Origin of the sequence: Cnuella takakiae (genome assembly GCF_001953305.1) — a bacterium.
Taxonomy (GTDB): domain Bacteria; phylum Bacteroidota; class Bacteroidia; order Chitinophagales; family Chitinophagaceae; genus Flavisolibacter; species Flavisolibacter takakiae.
Map to the genome: position 1 here is coordinate 2,051,470 of NZ_MTFE01000010.1, position 11,986 is coordinate 2,063,455.

At 51.8% G+C, this 11,986-nt stretch carries 13 protein-coding genes; 6 read left to right on the forward strand and 7 right to left on the reverse strand.

What is annotated here, in order from left to right:
• Positions 1-197: 197 nt before the first annotated feature.
• Positions 198-587 (reverse strand): SMU1112c/YaeR family gloxylase I-like metalloprotein, encoded by a 390-nt coding sequence (gloA2, locus tag BUE76_RS09020; protein ID WP_073042491.1) that lies wholly within the window; start codon positions 585-587, stop codon positions 198-200.
• Positions 588-714: 127 nt separating this feature from the next.
• On the opposite strand from gloA2, the gene BUE76_RS09025 reads away from it, so the two are divergent.
• Entirely contained in the window at positions 715-1,263 is a 549-nt protein-coding gene (locus tag BUE76_RS09025; protein WP_073042489.1) for a DUF1003 domain-containing protein, read from the forward strand.
• 288 nt (positions 1,264-1,551) lie between these two features.
• Here the strand turns inward: BUE76_RS09025 and BUE76_RS09030 are convergent, their stop codons facing one another.
• Entirely contained in the window at positions 1,552-2,031 is a 480-nt protein-coding gene (locus tag BUE76_RS09030) for a hypothetical protein (RefSeq protein WP_073042487.1), read from the reverse strand.
• 63 nt (positions 2,032-2,094) lie between these two features.
• Positions 2,095-3,453, reverse strand: a complete 1,359-nt coding sequence (locus BUE76_RS09035; protein WP_083596477.1) for an erythromycin esterase family protein — start codon at positions 3,451-3,453, stop codon at positions 2,095-2,097.
• Between the two features lie 317 nt (positions 3,454-3,770).
• On the opposite strand from BUE76_RS09035, the gene BUE76_RS09040 reads away from it, so the two are divergent.
• The gene (locus BUE76_RS09040; RefSeq protein WP_073042485.1) at positions 3,771-4,001 is read left to right on the forward strand and encodes a hypothetical protein; all 231 of its coding nucleotides are present in this window, start codon (positions 3,771-3,773) and stop codon (positions 3,999-4,001) included.
• An 82-nt stretch (positions 4,002-4,083) separates the two neighbouring features.
• Here BUE76_RS09040 and BUE76_RS09045 read toward each other — a convergent pair whose 3' ends face one another.
• Positions 4,084-5,643 carry a protein adenylyltransferase SelO gene (locus tag BUE76_RS09045; RefSeq protein WP_245798339.1) on the reverse strand — a complete coding sequence of 520 codons (1,560 nt, stop codon included), beginning with the start codon at positions 5,641-5,643 and terminating at the stop codon, positions 4,084-4,086.
• A gap of 128 nt (positions 5,644-5,771) precedes the next feature.
• Entirely contained in the window at positions 5,772-6,716 is a 945-nt protein-coding gene (locus tag BUE76_RS09050; protein ID WP_073042483.1) for an ABC transporter ATP-binding protein, read from the reverse strand.
• Between the two features lie 181 nt (positions 6,717-6,897).
• Here BUE76_RS09050 and BUE76_RS09055 point away from each other — a divergent pair, with 181 nt between their 5' ends.
• A complete protein-coding gene (locus tag BUE76_RS09055) occupies positions 6,898-8,052 on the forward strand; it encodes a zinc-dependent alcohol dehydrogenase (protein ID WP_073042656.1) in 1,155 nt (384 codons plus the stop codon).
• 152 nt (positions 8,053-8,204) lie between these two features.
• Positions 8,205-8,714 (forward strand): hypothetical protein, encoded by a 510-nt coding sequence (locus tag BUE76_RS09060; RefSeq protein ID WP_073042481.1) that lies wholly within the window; start codon positions 8,205-8,207, stop codon positions 8,712-8,714.
• Positions 8,715-8,969: 255 nt separating this feature from the next.
• Here the strand turns inward: BUE76_RS09060 and xth are convergent, their stop codons facing one another.
• A complete protein-coding gene (gene xth / locus BUE76_RS09065; RefSeq protein ID WP_073042479.1) occupies positions 8,970-9,749 on the reverse strand; it encodes an exodeoxyribonuclease III in 780 nt (259 codons plus the stop codon).
• A 155-nt stretch (positions 9,750-9,904) separates the two neighbouring features.
• Here xth and BUE76_RS09070 point away from each other — a divergent pair, with 155 nt between their 5' ends.
• The gene (locus BUE76_RS09070; RefSeq protein ID WP_073042475.1) at positions 9,905-10,279 is read left to right on the forward strand and encodes a hypothetical protein; all 375 of its coding nucleotides are present in this window, start codon (positions 9,905-9,907) and stop codon (positions 10,277-10,279) included.
• Between the two features lie 507 nt (positions 10,280-10,786).
• Here BUE76_RS09070 and BUE76_RS09080 read toward each other — a convergent pair.
• Positions 10,787-11,209 (reverse strand): SRPBCC family protein, encoded by a 423-nt coding sequence (locus BUE76_RS09080; RefSeq protein ID WP_073042470.1) that lies wholly within the window; start codon positions 11,207-11,209, stop codon positions 10,787-10,789.
• 422 nt (positions 11,210-11,631) lie between these two features.
• Here BUE76_RS09080 and BUE76_RS09085 point away from each other — a divergent pair, with 422 nt between their 5' ends.
• A complete protein-coding gene (locus BUE76_RS09085) occupies positions 11,632-11,949 on the forward strand; it encodes a carboxypeptidase-like regulatory domain-containing protein (RefSeq protein WP_073042468.1) in 318 nt (105 codons plus the stop codon).
• The last annotated feature ends 37 nt before the right edge of the window (positions 11,950-11,986 follow it).

The following is an 11,986-nucleotide window of genomic DNA, read 5'->3' on the forward strand; positions in this document are numbered from 1 at the left end:
AGTAACTACGGAAGGTACGCCATAACTCCGATCTGCAGTCTCTGTCATGCCGAACTTGTTTCGGCATCCCCTTGTACACTCAGGCGCTCTTTCTACCCACGCGTGCTCCAATAAAGGCAGGGGATGCCGCGACCTCGGCATGACGGATGGCCTGGAAACTTGTCCTGCCAAACTTATCCTATTCCTTCCCCATTAAGTTACCCCTCATACAACTCCAGCGGCAGTCCATCTGGGTCGGCAAAGAAGGTAAACTTTCGGCCGGTAAACTCGTCCACGCGAACGGGCTCTACCGCCACGCCTTTTGCTTCGAGTGCTGCTTTTGCCCCGGCTACATCGCTCACGGCAAAGGCCAGGTGCCGCAAACCACAGGCTTCGGGCCGCGAGGGACGGGGTGGTGGTTCGGGAAAGGAAAACAACTCAATAACATACTGGTCGCCAATGGCAAGATCGAGCTTGTAGGAGTCGCGGGCTTCACGGTAAACTTCGCGGATGATGCGCAGGCCAAGCACTTCGGTATAAAAAGTTCTGGAACGTTGGTAGTCGGAGCAGATGATGGCGATATGGTGGATGCCAAGGGGTGCAAACATGGGTTAAAAATACAGCCTCCAATTTCTTTGAAGTAATCCTATAATATTGTTTGCGTTGTTTATCCAAAATGGTAACGCTTCTTTCTTTGTTCCATCTTTCTGGCATATTAGTTCCTGTATATAAAACATGAGGACAAAGGAGCAATCTGTGCCCGATCCCGGTGGTGCGGGCATGTCGAAAGTTGTGGAACGTAACATCACTGCGCTTTTGGACAGGCGCAAGGCGGAAGAGCATGCCAAATCGCGGGAAGATAAGATAGCAGATATGGTTACCCGTTTCACCGGTTCCATGGTATTTGTGTATATCCACCTGGCGCTATTTGGTGTGTGGATCATCTGGAACCTTGGCCTGCTTGGCCTTAAACCTTTTGATCCATCTTTTGTGGTGCTGGCGATGTTTGCTTCGGTAGAAGCGATCTTCCTTTCCACCTTTGTGTTGATCAGTCAAAACCGCATGAATGAGCAGGCCGACAAACGTGCCGAACTCGATTTGCAAATCAGCCTCCTCACCGAACACGAAGTTACCCGTATGATCAGCCTGGTGCGGGCCATGGCCAAAAAGATGGATATACCCGATGCCTATGATGAAGGCATCGATGAATTAGAGATGAATGTGCAGCCCGAAAAGGTAATGGATACCATGGATCAATTTACAAAGCGAAGCAAAGAAGAGTAGGGGCAATTGTTGTTGTGAATGGAGTTTGGTGAGATGACCACGGACGGCAGACGACAGACCACAATAGGCTGGTGGTCTGTGGTCTGCCGTCTGTCGTCTATGGTTTATTTTTCATGCCTTATTGAGATACTGCTGACGGCCAAACCGTTGAAACGGTTTGGTAATTTTTTCATCTGCGGGCTGTCCCACGGTTAAAACCCTGGGTTAAGTATATGATTGAGGTTGGTAAGGAGTAGTGGGAACAACGCTGGTGAAACCAGCAGCTTAAGATCTGCCCAACTTACATGTTCACTTGCGGCCTGTTTCAGGACTATTTTTCCCGGCAACTTTTTGCTTGCCTGCTTCACTGCGTGCAAAGCTCCGGGTCATGGTTTTGATGTGTTGCACTTTGCGGAAGCGCAGTGCACTCCAGTCGGCATCAATGGCCACCATACGCACCGGTTCCAAACCTGCCTGCGCCACCACGTCCCACCCTGTGTCGCGGTTGAAATCACAGGTGTATTTTTTGGAGCTACCCTTGGGGTAACAAAACCAAAAAATGCCATCACCCTGGATCAGGGGTGTGAGCAGCCGGGCAAAGTGGTCTACCTCGGTTTGCCTGGTTACAAAAGCCATGATAAAAGATGCCGGTATCAGGGCTGCTTCATTGGTAAGGATGGGGGTAAGCGGCTCCATTTGCTGCAGTTCGGCAGCAAAGCTTTCCGGTGCGTTGAGGATAATGATCGGCTCCTGGCCTTTGTAGTTCAGTTTTTTGAATAAGGGAGTCATGGCGCCGTAGGTTTGCGGCTAAGGTAATTATTAGCAGGAAACAGGTGCGGTCCTTTTCCCTTATCAATAACCTGAAGGATAAGTGTCGGGAGGCTCGTTGCGTACCGGGGTATTAAGCGGTTGCAGCGCCGTGGTTTGGTCAATGAAGATAAAAGCATCATATCGTTTGGGAATGACAGAGGGTACATAATTGCCCGCTTCATTTGCAGGATCGTATTGTACGCCAATGGCCCGGTGCCCGATGGGATCCTGCACCAGGCCGGCAGTTGTCAGTTCGGATGAGAATACCAGCTTATTGCCACCGCCCGCATGTAGCAGGGCCTCCCAGCTGTTTTTCCTTGCCTGCGGTACCCGCATGGTTTGAATGGTGCCGCCCCAGTTGTTGGAGGCAATCACCCGCCCGCTATAGGTGCCAAAGCCTACAATGTATACCTGGTCTGCTCCATATTTTTCCCTTGCCAGCTGGCCCAGGTTTACCATGCCGCCGGCAGCCATATCGGTGTAGCGGGCATCGCCCACATGGGTATTGTGTGCCCAAACAATGATTTTTGCTTCAGGGCCTTTCCATTCCAGCAGCCGCTCCAGTGTTTGCTGCATGTGCTGGTCGCGGATATTCCAGGAGCCGGGATAACTGGCAGTAGCGGTGCGGTAATAACGTTCGCCATTGAGGGCTACCAACGCGTTTTGCTGCAGCACAAACTGTGCTTCGGTGGTGGCCGTTTTGTTGCCTGTTTGCTGCATCACCGCTTCGTACAGCTTTTCCGTTTGTGTGCGGCAGTTGGCATCCGCTTCGGAAACGGCATAGGCATATTGCATGGGATCGGCACTGAAGGGGCGGAAACACTGGTGCACCTGGGTGGCCATTGCCTGCAGCGATTCGTTGCCCTGCACATAAGGCATCAGCTCCTGCATCGACTCCCACAGGCAGTACACATCCAGCCCAAAGAATCCCGCCCTGTTACCTGCAGGCTGCCCCTGGTTGTGGCGGTTCATCCAGGTAACAAGGGATGCCACTTCGCGGTTGCCCCACATCCAGGTAGGCCAGCGGTCGTACTGGCCCAGCAGGGCTACTGCCTGCAGGCTGTCTTTGGCGGGGCCCTGTACAAATTGGTTGACCCGGTAGCTGTCGGCCCATTCGCCTTCAACAGCAATCATGTCAAAGCCTTTCTCTGCAATCAGCCGTTGCGAAATGGCGGTACGCCATGCATAAAATTCGTGGGTGCCGTGCGATGCTTCTCCCAGCATTACAATGCGGGCATCGCCGATCTGCTGCAGCAGGGAATCAAGGTCGGCAGGGGTATTCAGTGCATGAGCCGGGATGTTGCCGACTTCTGTGCCACCATCCTCTTTATTTTTTTCGCAGCCGCTAATCACAACCCAGCAAACAACACAAAACACAATAGCAAGGCTCCAGGTTTTCATAGTACCGTTTTGTAGGCAGGGGCAAAAAAGGAGCCACCGGGTATGCATGGAAACCTTCGTGCATTTTCTTTATGCACATGGATAATATTGGATTTGTATGATATGACTGCAAGGTGTTGGTTGATAAAGATTTTTTGTTCCAATAAAAAAGTCAATTGGCATTGCCCTCTGTCTGCAAACAAAATGGAAAAAAGCAGTCCCCGCAACAGGGGCTGGATGGCATAATTATTCCAACAGGTTTAAAGTACAGTTTGCAACCCACCAAAGGGTGGCGTAATTTATAAATAGCCTTTAGTGCACACCTAAAATCATTCACCATGACCACACAATTCCCGCTCGAATACCAGCTTGAGAACGGCACGCATGTTACTGTTACCGATACCGGTGTGGGCCGCTATGATTTTCAAATGCAAAATGAGCACGGCGAACCCCGCAACTTCACTTATGTGGACGGCGAGCATACCAAGGCAGAATGGGATGAGCTGCTCGATTACGAGCAACTGGAAGCCCTGCGCAAGTTTTGGCTGGAGATGGAGGAGATTAAGTAGGTGAAGGTATAAGCCGCAAGCTGCAAGCTACAAGCGGCAAGTAACAGCCTGCTTGTAGCTTGTAGCTCCCTGCTTGCAGCTGCTATGAGCTGCACGACAACATCGAGCAACCGGCTTTTTGTGCGGCCCAGTCGGGGCGGCGGGCAAAGAACTCGTCGTGTTGGGTGCTGTAGGGATCTTTCATGGCTGCTTCAAGCTGTCGGAACAGGGTGTCACTACCGCCCTCCAGTTCTTCAATGGCGCGGTGCAGGAGGTAGTTGCGCAAAATAAACCTCGGGTTGGCCTGCCGCATGGTAGCTGCTTTATCTGCTGCGTTGCGGGTATTGTGGCCCAGCCTTTCTGTATATTTTTTCAAAAAGCTTTGCAGGGCTTCTGCCGACTTGCCGGCAGGCTGCTGGTAAAAGGCCGCATCAAAATGCTGCACAATGGCATCGCGGTTGTCCAGGTCAGCGGGCAGTTGTGCCAGCAATTGGAAGAAGATGGTATAATCGGGTTTGGTACCCGCCAGCAGTTGCTCCAGTTTGGTAATCAGTTGCACATCCTGTTGCACCGTTTCATCCAATCCCAGTTTCCTGCCCATCATTTCATAATAAGCCTTCCAGAACACGTCATCGTAGGTGTTGAGTGCCGCTATCAGGGGCTCGGTATCATCGAGCAGGGTGGCAATGGCGCCACCCAGTGCACCCAGGTTCCATTTGGCAATGGCCGACTGTTTGCCAAAGGCATAGCGCCTGCCCGGCAGGTCGGTGGTATTGGGCGTAAAGTTGGGATCATAGTCGTCCAGCATCGAGTACGGACCATAGTCGATAGTCAGCCCCAGGATGGACATATTATCGGTGTTCATCACCCCGTGTACAAAGCCCACACGCAGCCATTCCACGATCATTTTTGCCGTTCTTTCCACCACTTCGGTAAACCAGTCGATGATCTTGTTATCGCCTGTGATATGCGGGTAGTAGCGGCTGATGGTCCAGTCTACCAGCGCCTGCAGGTTGGCTGTTTCCTGTCGTGATGCGGGCATTTCAAAATTGCCAAAGCGCAACAGGGTAGGTGCTACCCGCATCACGATGGCGCCGGGTTCGTACTGTGCATTGCCATTGTAAAACATATCGCGCAGCACGGGGTCACCGGTGCGCACCAGCGAAAGGGCCCGCGTGGTGGGCACACCCAGGTAGTGCATGGCCTCGCTCATCAGGTATTCGCGCACTGAAGAACGCAGCACAGCACGGCCATCGGCGCGGCGCGAGTAGGGGGTAGGGCCTGCCCCTTTCAGTTGCAGCTCATAGGTGCTGCCACCAGATGCGGGCCATTCGCCCAGGGTAATGGCCCGGCCATCACCCAACTGGCCAGCCCAGTTGCCAAACTGGTGGCCCGCATAGCAGGCGGCATAAGGCTGCATGGTGGGCGCCAGCGCATTGCCACCCAGCAACAACACATCCTGCTCGTTGGGAGGAGCAATACCCAGCTGGTCTGCCAGTGCTTCGCTCCAGGCCAACAGGGCCGGTGCTTGTACCGGTGTGGGTGCTACGGTACTGTATAACATGCCCGGTGTCTGGCGGGGCTTGTTGTTGCCGCTATGGTCGCCGGGAAAATGGGTAACAAATTCGTTGAGGTACTTGCCTTCGCTGAGATGTTGCATCATGAACTCCTTTATAGACTGGGCCGGTAGCGGCCTGCCTTTCTTAGATGGAAGAAAATATAGCGCCAAAGGTCGGTACTGGCCCAAAGAAAGGATGTGGGTATTCCGTTAAAGCTGGGTTGGCAGGGTGCTTAGGCCGTAAGCGATATAAATAACTGGTCGCCAGGTTTCCATTCTGCATGCAGGGTGCGTACCAGCAAGCTGCCATCCAAATAACGCAGCCTTGTTTCGTAATAGCTGCCATAGAAAAGGACTGCTTCCACGGTAGCCTGCGGGCCTTTTCCTGAGCTGTGTATTTGAATGGCCTCGGGGCGCAGGAGGAAATGGTTTTTCTGCATGCCTAACGCATCGGCCTGCGTGGTGCTGAGTTCATTGTATTTGCCCAGCAACCCTGCTGCATAGGCATCTACGGGATGATGGTACAACGCCTGCGGCGTGCCCTCCTGTACAACCAATCCATCCCGCATGATGAGGATGTGGTGGGCCCATGGCAGGCTGTCCTGCGGGTCGTGGGTTACCAGCATACAGGTGATCTCCAGTTGGGTGCTGATCTCGTTGATCACCCGCTGCATTACCTGTTTGTGTGCCAGGTCGAGGTTGGAAAAAGGTTCGTCGAGCAACAAGAGCTTGGGGCGGGTGGTGAGCAGGCGTGCCGTTACAATGCGTTGTTTTTCACCGCCTGAAAGCTGGTCGGTACGGCGCTTCAGCAGGTGGTCTACTTCGCAGATGGCATAAATACGGGCTGCTTCCCCCTCGCTCATCTGGTTGAGGCATTCCAGTTCTTCCTCCACGCGGTAGTTGTTGCGCAGCTCAAAGTGCTGCGACAGGTAGGCGATCTGCGGATGGCCGGGCAGCAATCTTTCATCGGGGCCCAGCACCCTTTTGCCGCCAAACAAAATTTTTCCCGATGTGGGCTGTGCCAATCCGCCAATGGCTTTCAGCAGGGTGCTTTTACCCGATCCGGTTGCTCCTGCAATGGCGATGTTTTTTAAAGCTTCTGTTTCAAAAGAAATTCCCCGCAGTACCGGGCCGGTAGCGGCATTGATGTGCAAGTCGGAAACCTGTAGCAGACTCATGTGGGGCAAAGGTAGCGGGTAGGCCGCAAGCGGGAGCAGATTGGGAGAAGCTGCAAGTTTATAGCTACAAACTTCAAGTTGCAAGGAACATGGTGCTTGTAGCTTGCAGCTTGTAGCTTGTGGCTTGTTGCTCGTTGCTTTTACTGGCATAATCTTTTACACCCTTACACCAAAAAACAATATGCTAGCAATGAATTACCGCGGGCCACAAAGGGTACGCGTTTCACAGAAGCCCATGCCGGAGATCCTGCATCCGCAGGATGCTATCCTGCGGGTTACCCGCTCCTGTATCTGCGGCTCCGACCTGCACCTGTACAATGGCAATGTGCCCGATACCCGTGTGGGCAGCACTTTTGGACACGAGTTCCTGGGTATTGTTGAAGAGGTAGGATCTGCCGTGCAAAACGTAAAGGTGGGCGATCACCTCATTGTGCCCTTTAACATTGCCTGTGGTCATTGTACCTTTTGCAAGCAGGGCCTGTTTGGCAACTGCCATGAGAGCAACCCCCAGGCTACTGCAGTAGGCGGCATCTTTGGTTATTCGCATACCGCTGGCGGTTATGATGGCGGTCAGGCCGAGTATGTACGGGTGCCTTATGTGGATGTAGGCCCCGTGGTTATTCCTTCGGGTATGGATCATGACGATGCCGTACTGCTTACCGATGTTTTTCCTACCGGCTACCAGGCCGCAGAAATGGGGGGTATTCGCAAAGGGGATACCGTAGTGATTTTTGGCGCAGGCCCCGTGGGCATCATGGCTGCCAAGTCGGCCTGGCTCTTTGGTGCCGGCAGGGTCATCATTGTGGATCATATCGAATACCGCCTCGACTTTGCCCGCCAGTATGCCCAATGCGAAGCATATAATTTCCGTTCGCTGGGCGACCCCGTTGTGTTTTTCAAAAAGACTACCGATGGTTTGGGTGCCGATGTGTGTATTGATGCCGTAGGTGCGGAAGCAGCCGGCAATGCCATGCAAACCATACTGGGCCGTAAAGGCATGTTGCAAGGGGGGAGCACCACCGCACTGCATTGGGCCATCAACTCGGTGAAAAAAGGCGGCATCGTTTCTATTGTAGGCGTTTATGGACCTACCGATGCGCTGGTGCCCATTGGTAATGTGGTGAACAAAGGACTTACCCTTCGTGCCAACCAGGCTTCTGTGCCGCGCTTGTTGCCCAAACTGATTGACCACATCATGAGCGGAAGGGTAGAACCCAAGAAGATCATCACCCATCGCATGCCGCTGGAAGAAGTGGCCGATGCCTATCATATTTTTTCCGAAAAGCTGGACGGCTGTATCAAACCTATTTTGATCCCACCGGCAGCAAGAGCCTAGTGGATTTCGGATGTACAATTTGTGATGTTTGGATCGCGGGTTTCGGATTTTTGAAACAGTAAGTTTTTCTGTATCGTGACTACAGAATTCCGCGATCACAACATCTGCGATCAGAGATCAATTCACCCTTTTAACCGCAAAAATCTAAACTGATGGAAGCGCGTACGATAAACGAAACCGATTATGCCCATATCCCGGGTTGGGGCATTGATGCCGATCCGGAGAACGACCCTACCTATCCCATGAAGCACTGGACGGGCGACGATCACCAGCGGCTGGGATGGGAACGTCCGCCCCTGCAACCGGTGGATGTTGAAATTTTAAAATCAATTGAGCATCCCCGCATCACAGCGGTATTTGGTACCACGGCACCGCCCATGGGGCTCAGTGGGATGATCAGGCGTTATGCTTTTAAGTACAGCGAATCGCATTACGGGCACTGGCTGCCCCTCATCCTTGCCGACCGCGTTGGTGTGGTGGAAGGTATCATCGACGACCTGCGGCATGGTCATGTGCCCAACATCTTTGCCGAGAAAGGCTGGAAAGCAGGCTGGAAATACAACAAGCAGGGGATCATCACCAAAGTGGCTGTCACCGTAGCGGTAACAGCAGCCGTGGTATGGTGGCTGCGGAGTAAGAACGAGCGGCGGCTTGAGGCATAGGGGAGACCATGGATGATGGACGATGGACCATAGAGGCGGGACGACGGATGACAGACGGCTGACGACGGTGTTGTCGTAATTAACCTGATCATTCAAATGAGTGATAAGCACTTTAAAATAGGGTGCTCAGGCTGGGTTTTACGATGGCAAAATTGTTCTGGCAATTTTGTTATACAGTGCTACCATATGCCTTCTTCGTCTGTCGTCTGTCGTCTGTCGTCCGTTGTCCGTGGTCTTTCCACCATCGTCCATCGTCTATTGTCCATCGGCTACAGTAATCCACACCGGCCCATGGTCGCTGGTTTTTTCCATGGCCCGTACAAAGCGGTCAACGCCTGCACCCGTGAGGGAAGGTGCCAGCGCAGGGCTAAGCAACAGGTGGTCGATGCGGATACCCGCATTGCGGCCAAAGGCATTGCGGAAGTAATCCCAATATGTGTAAATAGTTTCTTCAGGAAAAAGGGTGCGCAAAGAGTCGGTCCAGCCCTGTGCCAGCAACTGTTGAAAAGCTTCCCGGCTCTCGGGCCGGAACAGCGCATCTTCCACCCAGCGTTCGGGCTTGTAGGCATCCGCCTCGGTAGGAATGATATTGTAGTCGCCTGCCAGTACCACTTTTTCACCCGATTGGATCAGGGTGGCGGCATGCTGGTGAAAATGTTGCATCCAACGCAGTTTGTAGTCAAACTTTTCGCCCGGTACCGGGTTGCCATTGGGCAGGTACAGGCAACCCACCACAATGTCTTTCACCTTTGCTTCTATATAGCGGCTTTGCTCGTCGGCTTCGTTGCCGGGCAGCCCCTGTCTTACCATTTCCGGCTTACCCACACGCGACAGTATGGCAACACCATTCCAGCTTTTTTGCCCCTGCCACACGGCCTCGTATCCTGCATCGAGGATGGCTTGCTCCGGGAACTTTTCCTGTGGTGCTTTCAACTCCTGCAGGCAGGCCACATCGGGTTGTGCTTCCTGCAGCCATTGCAGCAGTACGGGCAGTCGGCTGCTGATGCCGTTCACATTATAGGTTGCTATTTTCATTGGTTCTTTTTTGGCAGGTAAAAGTAATGGCTCCGCAGCCAAGGGCTTTTGTTTTTAGCGGCCATTCCTTAAATTGTTCCCATCTGCCCTCAACCAAGGTTGGCTCCTTACCGCCTGCCAGCGAATCCTGCTTTTTATTTTCTAAAAAATGAAGGATGCCAACAGCTGCATGCAATATACCCTGGATCGAATCTCCTTTTTTTCAACTGGAACTGGAGCAGTCGGATTTAAGTGCCGCCGATAAGGAGCGCGTGCTTCGGTATGCCAGTGATGGATACCTGGTAATAGATACGGGAATAGACCATTCTGTTTGTGACCGCATCATCCATCAACTGCATGGACAGTTTAGCAAGGCGCAACAAAAACATGCCGGCAATCACCACGATAGTCACCGGCTGCTGGATGCATGGCGCTACAATGATGCGGTAAGATCAGTAGCGGCCGATCAAAAAAACATGGCCCTGCTTTACGGGCGTATTTTGAAGGCGTACAGAGCTGTCACCACAACGCCAATAACAAAGCACAGGTGATGCTGAACATCGATGGTGCCTTCCAGTCTTTCCTTACCCATATAGTAATTATGAAACCGGGTAAGCTCTAAGAACTTACCCGGTATTTTGGTTGGGAAACCTGTTTGCTGCTTGCCGTTATCTGTCTTTGCCTGGCGGGTTCCATCATTGCCGCAATTGTTTTTTATGGTCGTGGCTTGCGCCTGATAATAAAGACAAGCGGATGATTGATCATGGGCTGCATAAAGGCAAATTCAATCCAGAACCTTCCGCAAAAGACCTGCTCTTTTTCCAAGTCCAAGTCACCAGCAGGCAGATACACTAGACGGTGTTTTGCATTTTGCCGGTAGCCATGTAGTGGTCATTGCCATTGCACAACAACTGCCTTTGCTTTCCCGGAATGTGCTGCAAAAAAAACCGATGTGTAAACAGGAGCTTTATGCTGTCAGCAGCCAGCCTCATCTGCTTCCTGCTGGCGGCGTTCAGCCAGGCTGCATGTGCATTGCGCCTTGTACAGAAGCTTTCCAATTAGCTTTGCAAGCCTGCATACTTTTCATAATTATCCAGGATCAACTGCCATCCCATCTGTTGCATTTCAACAGGGTTTTCCGACTCCGCTTCAAAAGTTTCCGTTATGGCGGTGCCATTACCTGATGGTTCAAATTTTACTTCCACCAGCCTGCCATCGTTGAGGGTGAATGCAATAAGGCTGTAAGGCTCCACCTGTCGGTAAGTGCCTGCAAAGTCGAAACCAAAGCTGCCGTCTTTTGCTTCCATCCGGTAGGAAAAGCTGCCGCCTTCCCTGAGGTCATTTGTTGCAGTTGTTGTGTGCCAGTCTTCACTTGCCTGGTTCCACTGCGTGATGTGTTCGGGACGGGTAAAGAGCTCCCAGGCTTTTTCGGGTGCTGCTGCTACGGTTGTTTGTACCGTAAGGGTTGTGGGTGATGCCATAGTTGTTGGTATGAGTTGAAGTGAATACGAAGTTTTCAATTGAAAGGTAGCAGAATAAACAATTTTGAATCACTGAAAGGAAGGCTAAAATTTTCCACCTGTTAATTCGGGCACTGCTAAGTTCAATACCATTTTATTGTTGCTGCAACATCATTAGGGTGTGCTGCAGTAAATGAGCAGCGATTCAAGTATAAGGTTAACCGGGCCTGCTGTTTCTATGCGTGCTTGAAGATGCACTTGCACCTGTTGAACAAAGAACAGCGTATTTAAAAGCTGTGTGAAATCCGGCATTATCCAAGCAAAATGTTAAAGACTCCGGAATAGGCGTAAAAGGCATAGTTGTTGAAAAACTGGTCAGGCAAATGCGGCCGAAGCCAAGTTTTCAGTTTCGGTCTTCAACTGTTCATTCTAAACCTGAGATTATGAAAAACGTAAAATTTGCACTGATAGGTCTTGCTATGGCAACCACGGGTTTGCTTTCTTTTAATGAAATTCAGAAAGTAGGTATCAAAGGAAAGGTAACACCTGCTGAAGGTGCAAAACAAGCCTGGGCCATCTCGGCTACAGACACCCTTAAAACAACCATCGCAGATGGCGCTTTCCAGTTCAATGATGTATCGGAAGGTGTGTACCGGATTGTGGTGGAAGCAAAAGCGCCTTACAAGCATGCTGCTAAAGACAGTGTGGTAGTATCGGGTGCCGAAACAACAGATGTTGGTGAAATAGCTTTGCAACAATAAGCACATAAAAAAAGCGGCAGGTACCTGCCGCTTTTTT